Consider the following 16,457-nt stretch of genomic DNA (forward strand, 5'->3'; position numbering starts at 1 on the left):
GGCCCGGCAGTCCACGCAGCTCTGGAGAACTGATGAGACTGACCCGAACGACCGCGTGGATCTTCGTGATCCCCGCCCTCGTGCTCTACCTCGCCTTCACGGTGTATCCCGCCATCAGCGGAATCGCCATCAGCTTCACCGACCGCATGGGCGTGGTCGGCGGAAACTTCGTCGGCTTCGACAACTACGTGCAGGCGTTCACCGACCCCGCCGTTCTCGCCGCCCTGGGAAACACCCTCGTCTTCACGGTGGTGACGGTCGTGCTGCAGAACGTGGGCGCGCTGGCACTGGCCGCCTGGATGCAGCGTCACGTGCGCATCCGGAGCTTCGCGCGCGTCGGCACCCTGGTTCCGTCGATGATGGCCTTCGTCGCCGTCGGATACATCTGGACGTTCATCTACTCGCCGCTCTCCGGCCCGCTGAACGTCATGCTCAAGGCCGTGGGGCTCGGCTCGCTCGCCAAGGTGTGGCTCGGCGACCCATCTACTGCGCTCCTCGCGATCGCCGTGACGAATGTGTGGATGTACCTCGGATACTCCGCCACCATCTACCTCTCCGGCTACCTCTCCATCCCCGAGACCGTCCTCGAAGCCGCCCAGATGGACGGCGCCCGCGGCTGGGCGCGCTTCCGGTCGATCGAGTGGCCGCTACTGGCACCGGCGTTGACAGTGAGCCTGACCCTGTCGGTGATCGGATCGCTGCGGGTGTTCGACCTCATCCTGGTCATGACCCAGGGCGGCCCCGTCAATTCGACGCAGTCGCTCAGCTACGTGATCTACCAGGAGAGCTTCAGCCAACTGCACTTCGGGTACGGAACGGCGATCGCCGTCATCCTCCTCGTGCTCACCGTGATCGTGGCCTTCACGCTCACCACCGTTCTGCGCCGACGGGAGGTCGCCTGGTGACCACGATCAAGACCCGCCCCGACATTCGATTTGCGCCGCCGACCGCGCACCCGTCAGAACGACGACGCGTACGCCCCGGCCGGATCGTCAGCGCGACCCTCCTCCTGCTTGTGACCGTCGTCATCCTGCTGCCCGTCATCCTGCTCCTCGTGAACTCAGTGCGCACCGACGGCGATGTCGCAGCCCACCCGATCGGATTCCCTTCCCCCTTCGCCTGGGGAAACTACGCCTTCGTCTTCGACCAGATGAATTATCTGCGCAGCATCGGCAACACCCTGCTCATCGCCGCCTCATCGGTGGTGCTGATCATCATCACCGCGTCGGCCGCCGCCTGGGCGATCGCCCGGCATGTGCGCCGCTGGACCCGGGCGATGTACCAGCTCTTCATCGCCGGCTTGACGATCCCGGTGTTCGTGATCACGACCCCGCTCTACATCCTGATGCAGCAACTCGGCCTCCTCGACACCTACATCGCGCCGATCCTGATCTACACGGCGTTCAATCTGCCGTTCGCCCTCTTCTTCTACGTGAGCTTTCTGCGAAGCATCCCCGAAGAACTCGAAGACGCAGCGGCGATCGACGGATGCGGTCCGTTCCGCACCTTTTGGCACGTCATCTTCCCGCTCCTGCGCCCAGCGACGGCCACGGTGATCATCTTCGTCATCCTCAACATCTGGAACGACGTCACCATCCCTCTTCTCTTCCTGACCTCCGATGACCTGAAAACAGTGACGCTCTCGGTGTACTCGTTCGTCGGCACGAACGGCACCGTCCAAGCCTCCCAGCTGTTCCCAGCCGTAGTGCTCGCGACTGCTCCTCTGGTCGCCGTGTTCCTGTTCTTGCAGCGGCACATCGTCGCCGGAATCACCGCCGGCGTCGGCAAATGACCGAAGCGTCCGCATCCTCACCGTAAAATGGTGCCGCCACCAGCCGCGCTCCGCGGAGCGCACAAGGAGTCCCCGTGTCCCTCTCCCGTCCCGTCCTCACCGATGTCGCACGAATCGCCGGTGTGTCGCCGATGACGGTGTCCAATGTGATGAACGGCAAAGCCGTCGTCGCGGAGAGCACGCGGCGCAAGGTGCTCGACGCCGCTGAATCCATCGGCTACGTTCCCAACATCGCCGCGCGCGGGCTGGCCCGCGGCCGCACCAACCTCATCGGCGTGATCTCGCACGATCTCACCGTGCAGTATGCATGGTCGATCGTGCAGGGAATCACCAACGAGCTCGCCGATGAAGGCGTCGAGCTCCTGCTCTCGGTCACATACCAAGACGCGTCCCGTGAAGTCGAACGCATCCGTTTTCTCACAAGCGGCCTCGTCGACGGGGTGATCCTCATCGCTCCGGCACTCGAGCCCGAGGCCCTGACCGTTCTCGCCTCCTCCCGGGTTCCCGCCGTGGTCATCGATCCCCGCCGACTCGATGTGCCCCTCCCCCGGGTCATCGCCGACAACTACGCGGGCGCTCGGAGTGCGGTCGACCACCTCACCTCGCTCGGCCACCGACGGATCGCCATCATCGACGGGGATGCGAGCTTCGACTCGGCCGCCGAACGCCATCGCGGCTATGCCGACGGCCTCCTCGCCGCCGGCATCACCCCGGATCCCGCTCTGACGGCCGTCGGGGATTTCACCCAGAGCCGAGGGTTCGCCGCCGCCCTGGAACTCCTCGACCAGCCGTTGCCCCCCACCGCCATCTTCGCCACGGCGGATGTCTCGGCCATGGGCGCCGTCGACGCGGCACGGTCCCTCGGGCTCGACGTTCCCCGCGACCTGTCCGTCGTCGGCTTCGACGACATCCCCCAGTCCGCGCAGTCGTTCCCGGCTCTCACGACTGTGCGTCAGCCTCTGGAAGTCATGGGTCACCGGGCGGTGCGGATGCTCATCGACCTCATCGACGGCGGCGCCGCGACCCCGGATCCTGTTCGGCTCCCCACTGAACTCGTGGTGCGAGAGACCGTCTCTCCGGCCCGCACCCTCTAGCCTCCCGCCGAACGGCGCGGCAATCTGCCTGGCGGTTGCGCGTTCACGAGCCCGTTCGCCACCATGCTCTCGGCCGCGGCGACGATCGCCTCCTTCGGGTCGCGCGGGCTCCAGCCGAGCACCCGGCGGGCCTTCTCGTTCGATGTCTTCTTGGAGCCGCCCTGATCATGGCCCCGATCTCGCCCATCGCCAGTGCCGGACCGGCGGAGAGGAGGAAGCGCTGGCCCGCCGCATCCGGGTTCGTCATCGCGAGGATGCGGGCCGCGGCGACATCTCGCACATCGACGACCGGGATGAAGAGGTGCGGAAACCCGGGCATCCCGCCGGTGAGCATGGACTGGACGATGTGGTTCGAACCCGTGATGTCAGACCCCCGGCCGGACAATCCAGGGGCGCGGCTCAGGCGGGCGCGCTCCTCCGGAGCACGGCGAGCGCCGCGAGCTCGTCTTCGATCCCGCCGCCCTCGTGGCTGTTGTACCGCCAGAGCCGGATGTCCTTCCGGCCCGCGTACGCGTCGTACGCGCCGAAGACGGTCGAGGGCGGGCAGGTGGGGTCCATCATCGCCGCGGAGAAGCTGATCGGCACATGGGATCCGCGGGCGAAGTTGACGCCGTCGATGTAGGAGAGCGTGCGGAGCGCCCCCTCCGCGCGATCGCGGTGCACGGCGAGGTAGCGGCCGACCTCCCGATACGGGTCGTTGTCGGTGATGGTGACCGCCCGCGGGATGTCGCAGAGGAAGGGCACGAACGCGAACGCGTGGTGGAGTTCCGGCACGAGCGCGGCCGCAGCGAGCGCGAGGCCGCCGCCCTGGCTGAACCCGAGCACCGAGACGCGGATCCCGTCGATGGTGGGATGCGCTCGGGCCGTGTCGACGGCGCGCACCGCATCCGTCATGAGGCGCCGGTAGTAGAGGGTCTCGGGCGCGTCGATGCCTCGGGTGAGGAAGCCGGGAGCCGCCGGCCCGGAGACGGCGTCGTCCGAAGTGTCCCCGGTGCTCCACGTCGAGCCTTGGCCGCGCGTATCCATCTGCAGATGCGCGAATCCCGCCGAGGCCCAGAACAGGTTGTCGACGGCGTGGCCACGCCCGCCTCCGTAGCCGACGAACTGCACGACCGCCGCCAGCGGGCCGTGCGCGCCCGCCGGCACCCGCAACCAGGCTTTGACCGGCTGCCCGGCGAACCCGGAGAAGGTGACGTCGAAGACGTCGATCGTTGTCAGTCCGCAGTCGACCCGCTCGACGATCGGGGCGACGGCGGCCGCGCGGGCCTCCTGCACCGTTCTCTCCCAGAACTCGTCGAAGTCGACCGGTCTGGTCAGTGCGCTGCGGTAGGCGCGCAGAGCGGGCTCATCGAGATCGGTGAACACGTCCGCGCCTCAGCCTTTGAGGCCGGTCTGCGCGAGACCCTGCACGAACTGCCGCTGGGCGACGACGAACACGATCAGCACGGGGACGGCGGTCATCGTCGCCGCAGCGAGCTGAACGTTCCACATGGGTCCACTGTAGGCGTCGACGAAACGGGTGAGCGCCTGCGGGAGCGTGAACAGTTCGGGCGATGTGAGGTAGACCGTCGGCTCCAAGTACAGATTCCATACGTTGAGGAAGGTGAAGATCGCGACAGCCGCCAGTGCGGGACGCGCCAGGGGCATCGCGATCCGCCACCAGATCGCGGGACGTCCCAGCCCGTCGAGTCGGGCGGCCTCCTCGAGCTCGACCGGGAGCGAGATGAAGAACTGCCGCATGATGAAGGTCGCCAGCACGCTGGGCGCGCCGAAAGAGGTCACCAGGATGAGCGGCCAGTGCGTGTTGACCAGCCCGAGCGTGTTGAACATCTGGAACAGCGGGACGATGGTGACCTCGCTGGGGATGAGGAGACCGACGAGCACGACGAGGAACAGCACATTCTGCCCGGGGAAGCGGATGCGCGCGAAAGCGTACCCCGCCATCGACGAGATGGTCATGGTGACGACGGTCACCACCACCGCGATGTATGCGCTGTTGAAGTACTGACGGGCGAAAGGCTGGAAGGTGAACGCCTTGACGTAGGCCGCCATTGTCGGGTCGAGCGGGATCAGGGACGGCGGGAAGGCGAAGATCTCGTTGACGGTCTTGAACGAGGAGGTGATCATCCACCACGTCGGGAAGAGGAACGGGACCGCCATGACGAACAACACGATGTAGAGCACGGCGCGTCGGCCGGGTCGTCGGCGCCGCTGGGGCGTCGGGTGCGTTTCAGTTCTCATAGAAGACCCATCTCTTGCGCAGTTGCCATTGGACGACGGTGAGGACGAGCACGATGACGAAGAGCAGAATCGCCAGGGTCGACCCGTAGCCGAAGTGGTGGAAGTCGAAGGCCTGCTGGAACAGGTAGTACACGAGCACGGTCGTCGACAATCCGGGACCGCCGGCGGTGAGCACCGCGATCTGGGCGAAGACCTGCAGGGCGCCGACGATGGTGATGATGACCGTGAGCAGGATGGTCGGCGAGATCAGCGGAAGCGTGATCCGCCGGAACAGCGTCCCCGCCGTCGCGCCGTCGACCCGTCCGGCCTCGTACAGCTCCTCCGGAACGCCCTGCAGCGCCGAGAGGAAGAGGATCATGTTGAGCCCGACGTTCTTGAACACCTGCACGACGATGACCGCGGCGAGGGCGGTCGGCCCGCTCTGGAGCCAGTTGGGGCCCTCGATGTGGAAGACGCGCAGGAAGCCGTTGATGCCGCCGTTGTCCTGCAACAGAAAACCCCAGACGATGGTCCAGGCGACGATCGAGACCACGACGGGCGAGAAGAACACGGTGCGGAAGAACGCGATCCCGCGACCCTTCCGGTTGAGGAGCACCGCGAGCAGCAGGGCGAGCGGGATGTTCAGGCACACCAGCCCGACCGAGAACACGGCGGTGACACCGAGTACCTCCCCGATCTGCGGGTCGGCGAGCAACTGCCGGTAGTTGTCGGCCCCGACGAACTGGATCGTGCCCGACAGCACGTTCCACTCGTGGAAGCTGTAGTAGACGACGAGTCCGAGCGGGATCAGCACGAAGGCGACGATGCCCAGCAACTGCGGCGCGATGAACAGGTAGCCGGTGAGGTTCTCGCGTCGTCGGAGGGTGAGAAAGCGGCGGCCGGTGGAGCGCGCCGTCGACCCCCCGGCCCGGGCGCGAGCCCGGGCCGGGGAAGCCTCGGCCGTGTCGGTCACCGGGATCATGACCCCAGCAACGGTTTGATCGCGGTGCAGACGCCCTGGAGGACGGCCGGCACGTCGGCGCCGGCCTGCCACATCGGGTCAAGCGCGGTCTTGACCTTGGCCGCGATCTCTGCGGAGCTGGTGTGGCTCGGTTTGGTGATCGCACCCGTGAACGACGGGAGCACCGCATCCTGGATCTGCTGCTTGCTGAGCGTCTTGTTCGAGGCCGACAGTGTGTCGACGTTGAGCAGCGAGGTGCGGGGCGGCGGGAAGTACTGGGCCAGTTGCTTCGCGTTGGACGGGTTGGTGAAGAAGGCGAGGAACTGCTTCGCCTCGTCGGCGTTTTTGCCCTTCGCGAGCACACCCACCCCGGCCTGCCCGATCACGTTCTGTTGGCCGTCGGGCCCCTCGGGAAGGGGCTGCATGTCCCACTTGAATGCATCCGTCAGCAGCGTCGCACGCGAGATCTGCGTGACCGTGAACGCGCTGTCGCCCGCGAAGAAGTCTGCCTTCGTGCCCGGGCCGGGGAACGCCTTCTGCTGGAAGATCGCGTTGTGCAGGTAGGTGAACGCATCCTGCATCTTCTTCGACGTGAACGTGCAGGTCTTGCCGTCGGCCGACCAGGGCGCCGCGCCGAAGGAGGCCCACACCGTCGCGAGGTTCGACCAGGTCACGTAGTCGAAGTCCCGGATCACGATGCCCTGCTTGCCGGTCTTCTGGTTGACCTGCTGGCCGATCTCGGCGAGATCCTTCCAGTTCCACTTGCCCTGCGCCTTGAGCTCGGCCGACGTCGGCTCTCCCGCGGCGGCGAGGATGTCGTCGTTCGCGAACATCACGAACGGCGACGTCGAGAACGGGTAGGCGTACAGCTGGCCGCCGGTCGTCCACAGCTTCGTCGCGTCGCTGCTGATGTCGGAATAGTCGTACCCCTTCGTGCTCTTCAGCGTGTCGCTGAGCGGAGCGAGCACACCCGAGCTGACGAAGTCCGGTGCGTCCGCCTCCATCACCCAGGCGAGGTCGGGCTGCTGCCCGCCGGCGATCTGGGTGGTGAGCGTCGTCGTGTAGTCGGCGGCGGGGAGGGAGTCGAAGGTGATCTTCCCGATCTCCGGGTGCGTCTTCTTGTAGTCGTCGGCGATCGACGCGAACAGGGCGAGCTGGGTGGGATCGGCCGTCCAGGTGGTCATCCGCAGGTCGACGCTCCCCGCCGCCGCTTTCGTCGTCGGTGGGGAGGAGGGGCTGCTGCAGGCGGAGAGAGCTAGCGCGGTGACGGCGATGACCGCCGCTCCCGCCAGCTTCGTTGCTGGTCTCATTGGTGCTCCTTGGTCAGTAGCCGGTGACGTCGGGCCAGTGCAGCTCGACGCCGTTCGCGGCCAACAGGGATTGGAACTCCTCCAGGGCGGAGGGAGTGTTGCGGACCGCGCGAGGATCCATCGCACGGTCCAGGCAGAAGGCCGCTAGCCAGCCCACTGCCTCGCCGATCCCCCACTCCACCGGGTGCAGCCGGAAGGCGCCGTTGGTGATGTGGGTGGTTCCGACGTTCTTGCCCGCGGGGAGCAGGTTCCGCATCCGGATCGGGATGAGGGCTCCAAGCGGGATCTCGAAGGGGACGGAGGCGACGTCGATGTAGTTGTCGCCCCCGGTGGAGGGGTGCAGGTCGATGCGGTACATGCCGACCCCGACCGAATCGGGGAAGGTCGCCGGCGCATCGCTGCCGCGGGCGGCGATGGAGAGGTCGCCCTCGACCACCGTGTACTCCGCCACGATGCGCCGGGACTCGCGGATGTACGGCGCCTGGGCGAAGCCGTCTTCGGTGCCGGTCACGTCCGGGCGCAGCCGGAGGCCAGGCCATCCGGCGCCCCCGTCCGGGCGCGGGGCCTCGGTCTGCAGCCAGTAGAGCATGGCGCGGGACTGCGCCTTCGCGGCGTCGAGGTGCTCCTGCGCATCCGGGGTGTCGATGACCGACCCGTCGATGTAGTCGATCATCGGCCAGTTCACCAGCACGATGTCGCTGTCGAGGAACCCGGGCTCGAGCGTCTTGCGGGCGAGCATCCGCCGGAAGATCCAGAGTTCGCTGTCCCCGCCGTCGGAGCGCTGATCGGCGACGGCGGCGAAGGGGTCGTCGTCGATGGTCGGCGTGAAGGTACGCGTCTCGATGTCGAGGGTGCGGGGATGCGGGGCGGTGAGGCTCATCATCGGGGCACCCCAGAAGTCGGGCTGCATTGCCCGCCACCGCTCGTAGTCGTCGGGCTTCTCGATCACGTGGTCGCCGTCGACATGGTCGATGACGAAGCACCACGAGATCGCCTGAACGTTCTGCGGGTCGGCGCTCTCGGGGGCGCTCGGCTCACCGGTCTGGGCGCGGCTCTCGCTCCCGACCACGTATTCGGTGCCGGTCAGGGGCAGCAACTCGCCGGTCTCGGTCGCGTCGACGACGAGGTCGCCGCTGAGCACGAGGGTCTCCCCGGTGTCGAGCCGGCGCACGGTGACGGAGACGACACGGTCGCCGTCCACCGCTGCGCCGACGGGGACGGCGGGCTGCACGATCCGCAACCGTCCGGAGCTGCGGTAAGGGGCGAGCATCCGCTCGATGACGGCGACACCGGCCCGCGGCTCGGCGCAGAGCCGGCTGACGAGCCCGGCACCCGGGTTGAGGTGGCGTTGGGCTCGGGCCGCGGGCGATAGGGGGTAGTTCTGGCGGTAGTAGTCCCGGATACCGTCCCGCAGGCCGCGGTAGGAGGCCGTCGACCCGAACTGCTCGATCCAGGTGTGCTCGTCGAGGGTGACGGCCTGGCTGGTCAGCTGGCCGCCGAGCCAGGCGTACTGCTCGGTGAGGATGACGCTGCGGCCGGCGCGGAGCGCTGCGAGCGCCGCCGAGACGCCGCCGAGGCCGCCGCCGATGACGAGGAGATCGGCTCGTTCCGCGGTCATCGGGCGGCGCCCATCGACGGTGCGGCGAGCGTAGCGCCGTCGATGACGGTGCAGTCGAGCAGCTGTCGCAGGGGCAGCTCGGCGGCGCCGGCCCGCGGCCCGTTGAGGAGCTGGTCGAGGAGCGTGACCGCGACCGACCCCAGCTCGGTGCGCGGCGCACTCAGCCGGGTGAAATCAAGGGTCTGGGCGCCCCGGCCGCGCTCACCGAGCACGACCACCGAGAGGTCTTCCGGAACCCGGATGCCCTCGGCTGCGGCGAGAGCGTGCAGCTCCTCCGCATCCGTGGGATCTTCGACGAACAGCACAGTTGCTTCTCCTTCTCTGAGGCGGCGCCAGGCATCCCCGACACCCGCTTCGGTGGTCTCCGTCTCCCCGAGGGCGACGCCCGCCCTCGCCAACTCGGCGGTCAGAGCGTCGTGACGGTCTCTCGATGATTCGGCCGTCAACGAGAGGTGCGCGTAGAAGGCGCTCCGATGGCCCGCCTCGACGGCTTTACGCGCCAGGGTCTGGGTGGGGGTGACGTAGTCGACACCGACGTAGGCGATCCCGTCGACGTCGCGGCGACCGATGGCTACGAAGGCGTACCCGCTGTCGCGCAGGCGGGCGAGCTCGTCCGCATCCATCTCGCTCCCGAGCAGCAGGCAGCCGTCGGCGAGTCGGAGTCGACTGTTCTCGTTGAAGATCTGGCGGCGCCCGTCGGTGAGGGGCGCGCTGGTGAACATCAGGAGGTCGAAGCCGAGCGCTTCCGCCCTGCTCTCGATGCCGGTCAGCAGCGGCGTGTAGAAGTCGGAGGTTTCGTTCGGGAAGGCGTGCTCGTAGGTGAAGACGCCGACGAGGTTGTTCGCGGCGCCGGCGAGGCTGCGCGCCACCGGGTCGGCGACGTATGTCGTCTGCCGGATGACCGCGAGAACGCGTTCGCGGGTCTCTTCGGGGATGCGTGCACCGTTCTCGGTGCGGCCGTTGAGCACGAGCGACACGGTCGCCTGACTCACCCCGGCGAGTTCTGCGATTCTGCGCTGCGTGATGCGCGGTGTCCGGCTCGACGTCATGGCTGTTCTCCTCGCTGAGACATCTGGTGTGCGACCGAGCATAAACGACGCTCATGCGCATTAGCAAGCTGCTTATAGGTATTAGCTTCTTGACACGACCACTCAGGAGGGACGACCATCTGGGTCAGGACATCGGGGCGGGCGGATCCGCCGCCCGGTCGACGACGACCGCGCCCCACCCCACTCGAAAGGCTCAGACATGTCACCGACCGACTCCGCCGCGCTCTCGCGCCGCACCGTCATCCTGGCCGGCGCGGCCGCCGTTCCCGTCCTCGCCGCGGGGTCTGCCCTGCTCACCGCGACGCCGGTGCACGCCGCGACCGCCGCCGATTTCGCCCTCGTCCGCACGCAGTGGCTGGGCACACTGATCGGCGACTACAGCCTCACGGATGCGACGGTGCAGAACTACGTGACCGCTTCCGCCGCCGAGGCGCAGACGCTGTGGACCTCGCTCGTCACCACCGCGAACCGCACCTACCTGTGGGCCGACCTGAACAGCAGCAGCGTCTCCGCCATCCAGCGCAACGCCATCGGCCGGTTGCGCGCCCTGGCGCTCGCCCTGAGATCGCCCGGCTCCTCGCTCTACCAGAACGCCGGCCTGAAGGCCGATCTGCTCGCGGCCGTCGACTGGTTCCTCGCGAACAAGTACGGCGTCACCAGCATGTACGACAACTGGTGGGACTTCCAGATCGGCATCCCGCTCGCCCTCAACGACTTCTGCGTGCTGCTCTACGACGACCTCACGGCAAGCCAGATCGCGACAGCCATGACGGCGATCAAACGCTACGCACCGACACCGACGTCGACCGGCGGCGCCACCTCGACCGGAGCCAACCGCAACTGGGCGTGCTCCATCGCGATCCTGCGCGGCGCGCTCAGCCAGGACAGCGCGATCATCGCCGACGCCAAGACGGCGTACACGACCGTCTTCCCGTACGTCTCAGGCGGCGACGGCTTCTACACCGACGGCGGCTTCATCCAGCACAAGTACTTCTCGTACAACGGCGGCTACGCCGTCTCGCTGCTGCAATACCTCACGTATTCGATGGTGGCGACCGCCGGTACCCCGTGGGCGTTCACGGCGCCGCGCGTGGCGGAGGTCTACGACTGGGTGCAGCACAACTACGCCCCGTGGATCTACGCGGGCGCGTTCATGGACATGACGAGAGGCCGCGGGCTCTCCCGCTTCTACGAGACCGATCACCGGGTCGGGCGGCTCACCATCGCCACCCTCCTTCAGCTCGCCGCGGTGTTCCCGGCCGCCCAGGCGCTGACGGTGCGCGCCCAGTGCAAGGGCTGGATCGACGCTGATGCATTCCTCCCGTTCTTCACCTACGACAAGGCCCCGATCGAGCAGGTGCGGCTGGCCTCCATCGTGCAGGGCAGGGCCGTGATGGCGGATGCGGGCATCGCGGCCGCCGCCGAATCCACCCAGACCGTGGTCGCGACCTCGATGGCCCGTGCCGTTCACCGACGCCCCGCGTTCCCCTACGCCGTCGCGATGGACAGCACCGTGATCAAGCCGTACGAGAGCGCCAACAACGAGAACCTCCAGGGCTGGTACACCGGCGAAGGCGCCGTCTACCTGTACCTGCCCGGTCAGACCGGGCAGTGGGCGAACCAGTACTGGCCGACCGCCGACAAGTACCGCATCCCCGGCACCACCGTCGACACCAAAACGCTCGCTCTCGGGGCCGGCCGCGGCTCGGCCAACACCTGGACAGGAGGCGCGCTCCTCGACGGCGACGCGGCGCTCGGGATGAGCCTGAAGTTCGCCGTGCAGACGCTCACCGGCCGCAAGTCGTGGTTCTGCCTCGATGATGTGATCGCCTGCCTCGGGGCCGGTATCTCGAGTACAGACGGCACCACCATCGAGTCGATCGTCGAGAACCGGAACATCGGCCCAAACGGCCAGACCATTCCCGTCGTCGACGGAGCAGCCGTGCTCGCCACTCCCGGAAGCAGCCCGAGCACGCTGCACCCGAACTGGGCGTGGATCCCGAACACGGGCGGCTACGTGTTTCCCGGCGGCACCACGATCAAAGCCATGCGCGAAGACCGCACCGGGAAGTGGACCGACATGGACCACCGCGGCGTGTACGACGACACCACGACCTACTCGCGCCGGTTCGTCACCTTCTGGTTCGACCACGGTGTGAGCCCGAGCAATGCCGGGTATGCCTACCTCCAACTCCCGGGGGCGACGCAGGCGCAGACCGCCGGGATGGCGGCGTCGACGGAGGTGGCCGTCGTCGCCAACACGGCGGAGGTCCAAGCCGTGACCCGCGCCGGAACGGGAACGACGATGGCCAACTTCTGGACGGCCGGCGCGCCGAAGACCGCAGGAATCCAGCTCGACAACCGAGCCTCCGTGGTCGTGACCCGTACCGGCGGTCGGCTCTCGATCGCGGTGAGCGACCCGACCCAGGTCGTCGCCGGTGCCGTGACCGTCACCATCGACGGCCCCGCCACCGGCGTCGTACAGGCCGACCCGGGCGTGACAGTGCTCGCGCTCACGCCTAACGTGAAGCTCTCCGTGGATGTCACGGGCGCGGCTGGAGCGTCCTTCGTCGCGCGGTTCAGCGTGTGACACGCGACGCCCGCGGGAGGGATCAGGGGACACTATCGACCTGTCGCGCGGCGTCGAGGTCTCCCTCAAGGCCGTCCCGGGGCGGCCAGTCGTATCCGGCGGCGCCCGCGCGGCTCGCGCCAGATCAGCTGGCCGAAGCGGTTCGTGTAGCGCAGCTCGCTCGTCGCGACGCCGATGGCGGCGAGTTGGCCGCCCAGGCCGAGCTCGGTGAGCTCCCGCACCGCGTGGGGCAGCAGGTTGATGCCGACGCCGAGCGGGCGCAGCGCGGCCACCCGCTCAACAACCTCCGCCGTGCGGAACCCGGCAGAGCGGAGGCTGAGCGCCGCGCACAGCCCGCCGACCCCGGCCCGGCCCCGGCCCCGGCGATCACCGTTCTCATGACTCCTCCGCTCGCCCGGCCTTCGGCACCGAATCGATGAGCAGTCGGGTGTACGGATGCTGCGGATGCTCGAGCAGCGCCGTAGTGCGCCCGCGCTCGACGATCTCGCCCCGGCGCATGACCACGGTGCTCTCGCAGACACGGCGGACAACGGCCAGGTCGTGGCTGATGAACAGCACGGTCAGGTTGCGAGCCCGCCGGATCTCCGAGACCACATCGAGCACCTGGGCCTGCACCGAGACGTCGAGGGCGCTCGTCGCCTCGTCCATGACGAGCACCTCGGGCTCGATGGCGAGGGCCCGCGCGATGGCCACCCGCTGCCGCTGCCCGCCCGAGAGCGTGCGCGGTTGCGCCTGGGCGTGCTTCTCGCCGAGCCCCACCTGGGCGAGGAGGTCGAGCACCCGGGTGCGCGCATCCCGCGTGGTCAGAACGGAGTGCAGCCGGAGCGCGTCCTCGATGGCACGGCCCGCCGGTATGCGCGGGTCGAGCGAGAGGTAGGGGTCTTGGAAGACCATCTGCACGCTGCGGGCGTGGGCGAGCCGCTCCCGTCGGTTCCGCGGTCGGACCGTCCTCTGCGCCCCGTCGACCCGGATGTCACCGGCATCGGGGAGTTCGAGGCCCACGATCATGCGGGCGAGGGTCGACTTGCCCGAACCCGATTCTCCGACGACGCCGAGCGCCTGCCCCGGCGGGACGGTGAGAGACGTCTCGATGACGGCCCGCACCGGCTCCTTACCGCGCGGGTGGTACGTCTTCGACAGCGACCGGACGTCGAGCATCACCGACTCCGGCGTCGCGGGCGTCGGAGCCGGCTCGGCCGTTGTGGCCCGCGGCGAGACCGCACCCACCGGGGCGAGGGTCGGAGTCGCCGCGACAAGACGCCGGGTGTAGTCGGCGCGCGGATGCAGGAACACCTGCACGGCGTCGCCCTCCTCCTCGATCCGGCCGGCGCTCATCACCGAGACCCGGTCGCAGATCGAGGCGGCGAGGTTGAGATCGTGGGTGATGAACAGCATCCCCATGCCGCGCTGGGCGCGCTGCTCGGTGAGCACGGCGACGATCTCGGCCTGCGTGGTGACGTCGAGCGCCGTCGTCGGCTCGTCGCAGACGAGGAGCTGCGGAGACCCCGCAAGCGCGCCCGCGATCATCACGCGCTGCAGCATCCCGCCGGAGAACTCGTGGGGGAACTGGCGCAGATGCTCCTCGGGCCGCGGCAGCCGGACCGCGTGGAGCAGCTCGACAGCGCGCGCCCGCGCGTCGGAGGCCGACCAGCCCTCCCCCAGCCGCAGCGCCTCGGTGAGGTGGTCGCCGATCGTGCGCATGGGGTTGATCCCGGCCCGGGGGTCCTGGAAGATCATGGCCGCGCGCGATCGTCGCAGCCGCAGGAGGTCCTTGCGCGGGGCGTGCAGAACCTCGGTGTCGTCGAGCCGGACCGAGCCGGTGGTGATCGCCCCGTCCGGGAGGAGGCCGAGAACGGCACGCGCCGTGAGCGATTTGCCGGAACCCGATTCACCCACCAGGCCGACCGTCTCACCCGGTGCGATGTGAAGCGAGACCCCGTCGAGGAGGCGCGCTCCGGTCGGGAGGTCGAGGGTGAGCCGCGAGATGTCGAGAAGCGTCATGCGGCTGATCCGCCTCCGATCCGGTCCGAGAGTTCTTCGCCGACGATGTTGACCGCAACGACCACGATCACGACGGCGAGCGCCGGCACGATGGCCGGCAGGAGGTGGCCGCCGACGATGCCGGCCTGGGATTCGTTGATCATGGCGCCCCAGTCCGCCGTCGGTGCCTGCACACCGAGCCCGAGAAAGGACAGGCCCGCGAGTTCGGCGAGCACGTAGCCGAAATTCAGGGTGGATTGCGCCCCGACGATCGGCGAGACGTTCGGGAGCACGCGACGCAGCGCGATCCAGCCGCCGGAGAAGCCCTGCACCCGATAGGCGGACACATAGGGCCGGTTGCGTTCGGCGAGTACCAGCGAACGGGTGAGCCGGGCGACGAACGGAGCGTACGCGATACTCATCGCGATCACCGGGGCGACCAGCCCCTTTCCGAACAGGGCGACGGCCATGATCGCGATGAGCAGCGACGGGAACGCGAACAGCACGTCGAAGACACGGCCGAGCACGGCGTCGATCCAGCCCCCGCGCCAGGCGGCGAGCAGCCCGAGCAGGATCCCCGCCGCGGTGGACGCGATCACAACGATGAGCGGACCGAGCAGCGCGGTGCGCGCTCCGAAGATCAGCCGGCTGAGCGTGTCTCGGCCGAGCCCGTCGGCGCCGAGCCAATGCGCCGGGCTCGGGGAGGCGTAGATCGCGGCGAAATCGATGTGGTCGGGTTCGTAGGGGGCGACGAGTGGGGCGAACACGGCGGCGAGGGTCATGACGACGAGCACGACGACACTGATCGTCCAGGTGATCCGCGGGCGTCGGGTTCGGGATGCGCGCAGCACCTTCACGGCCATGGTGGGTGTTGTCATCGGGCTCCGGCTCCAGCTGCTGATCGGGGGTCGATCACGGGTTCGAGAACGTCGACGATCGCGTTGACGACGACGAAGGCGGTCACGACGAGGAGCACGATCGCCTGCACGACGGGAAAGTCGAGACGGTCCACGGACTGCACGAGCAGCGAGCCGATGCCCGCGATCCCGAACGCCGACTCCACGATCGTGCTCGCGACGAGCAGGCCGGCGACGAGCACACCGCTCACCGTGAGGATGGGGCCGAGCGCGTTGCGGAGCACATGGCGGCGGATGACCGTGATCCGCGCGAGCCCCCGGCTCGTCGCCACCTCCACATGCTCCCGCCCGAGCTGATCGACCATCGAGGTGCGCGTCACCTTGCCGATCAGCACGATGAACACGATCGCCAGGGCGATCGACGGCAAGACCAGGTGGTAGGCCGTGTCGATGAAGCCGTCGCCGGACCCGAACGACGGAAACCAGCCGAGCTGCACCGAGAAGATCGCGATGAGCACGATCGAGCCGACGAACGACGGGATCGCCGCCAGCACCGTGAGCAGGATGAGGATGGCCCGGTCGAGGATCCGCCCCTTGTTGAGCGCAGCGACGACACCGGCCGCCAGACCGACCACGGTGATGATCACCCCGGCCATCAGCACCAGCCCGAACGTCACCGGAAGCCGCTCACCGATCACCGTCGACACATCCTGCCGGTATTGCAGCGACCGGCCGAAGTCGCCGTGGAGGATCCCGCCGACCCAGTTCAGGTACTGCTGCCAGGGCGGCAGATCGAGCCCGTATTGGGCCGTCAGGTCAGCGATCGTCTGCGGGTTCGGCTTGCGACCGCGCAGCAGGAAGCTGATCGGGTTTCCGGGAACGAGGAAGCGGGAGAAGAAGACGAGCAGCGAGGCGAGGAACAAGGTGAGCAGCAGGGAGCCGAGCTTGCCGAGCACCCGGCGGGCGACGCTCACAGCGCCGTCCGC

14 protein-coding genes are annotated in these 16,457 nt (G+C 68.3%); 4 read left to right on the top strand and 10 right to left on the bottom strand.

Features of this window, described 5'->3' with window-relative positions:
* Positions 1-32 precede the first annotated feature (32 nt).
* From K5L49_RS08865 to K5L49_RS08875, 3 genes are all read left to right on the top strand, one after another.
* Positions 33-905 carry a carbohydrate ABC transporter permease gene (locus K5L49_RS08865; RefSeq protein WP_223692039.1) on the top strand — a complete coding sequence of 291 codons (873 nt, stop codon included), beginning with the start codon at positions 33-35 and terminating at the stop codon, positions 903-905.
* The gene (locus tag K5L49_RS08870; RefSeq protein ID WP_223692041.1) at positions 902-1,792 is read left to right on the top strand and encodes a carbohydrate ABC transporter permease; all 891 of its coding nucleotides are present in this window, start codon (positions 902-904) and stop codon (positions 1,790-1,792) included. Before K5L49_RS08865 ends, K5L49_RS08870 begins: the two co-directional genes overlap by 4 nt.
* A gap of 74 nt (positions 1,793-1,866) precedes the next feature.
* The gene (locus tag K5L49_RS08875) at positions 1,867-2,886 is read left to right on the top strand and encodes a LacI family DNA-binding transcriptional regulator (protein WP_223692043.1); all 1,020 of its coding nucleotides are present in this window, start codon (positions 1,867-1,869) and stop codon (positions 2,884-2,886) included.
* Positions 2,887-3,285: 399 nt separating this feature from the next.
* Here the strand turns inward: K5L49_RS08875 and K5L49_RS08880 are convergent, their stop codons facing one another.
* From K5L49_RS08880 to K5L49_RS08905, 6 genes are read right to left on the bottom strand one after another with little or no spacing between them, the layout of a single operon-like run.
* A complete protein-coding gene (locus tag K5L49_RS08880) occupies positions 3,286-4,251 on the bottom strand; it encodes an acetylxylan esterase (RefSeq protein WP_223692044.1) in 966 nt (321 codons plus the stop codon).
* A 9-nt stretch (positions 4,252-4,260) separates the two neighbouring features.
* Positions 4,261-5,127: a carbohydrate ABC transporter permease gene (locus K5L49_RS08885; protein WP_223692046.1), complete on the bottom strand. Its 867-nt coding sequence runs from the start codon at positions 5,125-5,127 to the stop codon at positions 4,261-4,263.
* A complete protein-coding gene (locus K5L49_RS08890) occupies positions 5,117-6,088 on the bottom strand; it encodes a carbohydrate ABC transporter permease (RefSeq protein WP_223692048.1) in 972 nt (323 codons plus the stop codon). Before K5L49_RS08890 ends, K5L49_RS08885 begins: the two co-directional genes overlap by 11 nt.
* Positions 6,085-7,377, bottom strand: coding sequence for an ABC transporter substrate-binding protein (locus tag K5L49_RS08895; RefSeq protein ID WP_223692049.1), 1,293 nt, complete (start codon positions 7,375-7,377; stop codon positions 6,085-6,087). The genes K5L49_RS08890 and K5L49_RS08895 overlap by 4 nt, the downstream gene beginning before the upstream one ends.
* 13 nt (positions 7,378-7,390) lie before the next feature.
* On the bottom strand, positions 7,391-8,995 hold the full coding sequence (locus K5L49_RS08900; protein ID WP_223692051.1) for an FAD-dependent oxidoreductase: 1,605 nt from the start codon (positions 8,993-8,995) through the stop codon (positions 7,391-7,393).
* Positions 8,992-10,044: a LacI family DNA-binding transcriptional regulator gene (locus K5L49_RS08905; protein WP_223692052.1), complete on the bottom strand. Its 1,053-nt coding sequence runs from the start codon at positions 10,042-10,044 to the stop codon at positions 8,992-8,994. The genes K5L49_RS08900 and K5L49_RS08905 overlap by 4 nt, the downstream gene beginning before the upstream one ends.
* 199 nt (positions 10,045-10,243) lie before the next feature.
* On the opposite strand from K5L49_RS08905, the gene K5L49_RS08910 reads away from it, so the two are divergent.
* Entirely contained in the window at positions 10,244-12,634 is a 2,391-nt protein-coding gene (locus tag K5L49_RS08910; RefSeq protein ID WP_223692054.1) for a polysaccharide lyase 8 family protein, read from the top strand.
* 65 nt (positions 12,635-12,699) lie between these two features.
* On the opposite strand, the gene K5L49_RS08915 is transcribed toward K5L49_RS08910, so the two are convergent.
* The 4 genes from K5L49_RS08915 to K5L49_RS08930 form a co-directional block, all read right to left on the bottom strand.
* Positions 12,700-12,906, bottom strand: coding sequence for a hypothetical protein (locus tag K5L49_RS08915; protein WP_223692055.1), 207 nt, complete (start codon positions 12,904-12,906; stop codon positions 12,700-12,702).
* Between the two features lie 103 nt (positions 12,907-13,009).
* Positions 13,010-14,635 (bottom strand): dipeptide ABC transporter ATP-binding protein, encoded by a 1,626-nt coding sequence (locus tag K5L49_RS08920; RefSeq protein WP_223692057.1) that lies wholly within the window; start codon positions 14,633-14,635, stop codon positions 13,010-13,012.
* The gene (locus K5L49_RS08925) at positions 14,632-15,492 is read right to left on the bottom strand and encodes an ABC transporter permease (RefSeq protein WP_223692058.1); all 861 of its coding nucleotides are present in this window, start codon (positions 15,490-15,492) and stop codon (positions 14,632-14,634) included. Before K5L49_RS08925 ends, K5L49_RS08920 begins: the two co-directional genes overlap by 4 nt.
* Complete coding sequence (locus tag K5L49_RS08930) at positions 15,489-16,445, bottom strand: ABC transporter permease (protein WP_223692060.1); 957 nt, start codon at positions 16,443-16,445, stop codon at positions 15,489-15,491. The genes K5L49_RS08925 and K5L49_RS08930 overlap by 4 nt, the downstream gene beginning before the upstream one ends.
* Positions 16,446-16,457: the final 12 nt, after the last annotated feature.

This window comes from Leifsonia poae (assembly GCF_020009625.1).
Classification (GTDB): Bacteria; Actinomycetota; Actinomycetes; order Actinomycetales; family Microbacteriaceae; genus Leifsonia; species Leifsonia poae_A.

Excerpts from the sequence above, each read along its gene's own strand:
- K5L49_RS08910 (WP_223692054.1), top strand. The coding sequence starts at position 10,244 with ATGTCACCGACCGACTCCGCCGCGCTCTCGCGCCGCACCGTCATCCTG.
- K5L49_RS08895 (WP_223692049.1), bottom strand. The coding sequence starts at position 7,377 with ATGAGACCAGCAACGAAGCTGGCGGGAGCGGCGGTCATCGCCGTCACC.
- K5L49_RS08885 (WP_223692046.1), bottom strand. The coding sequence starts at position 5,127 with ATGAGAACTGAAACGCACCCGACGCCCCAGCGGCGCCGACGACCCGGC.
- K5L49_RS08925 (WP_223692058.1), bottom strand. The coding sequence starts at position 15,492 with ATGACAACACCCACCATGGCCGTGAAGGTGCTGCGCGCATCCCGAACC.
- K5L49_RS08900 (WP_223692051.1), bottom strand. The coding sequence starts at position 8,995 with ATGACCGCGGAACGAGCCGATCTCCTCGTCATCGGCGGCGGCCTCGGC.
- K5L49_RS08905 (WP_223692052.1), bottom strand. The coding sequence starts at position 10,044 with ATGACGTCGAGCCGGACACCGCGCATCACGCAGCGCAGAATCGCAGAA.
- K5L49_RS08890 (WP_223692048.1), bottom strand. The coding sequence starts at position 6,088 with ATGATCCCGGTGACCGACACGGCCGAGGCTTCCCCGGCCCGGGCTCGC.
- K5L49_RS08920 (WP_223692057.1), bottom strand. The coding sequence starts at position 14,635 with ATGACGCTTCTCGACATCTCGCGGCTCACCCTCGACCTCCCGACCGGA.
- K5L49_RS08865 (WP_223692039.1), top strand. The coding sequence starts at position 33 with ATGAGACTGACCCGAACGACCGCGTGGATCTTCGTGATCCCCGCCCTC.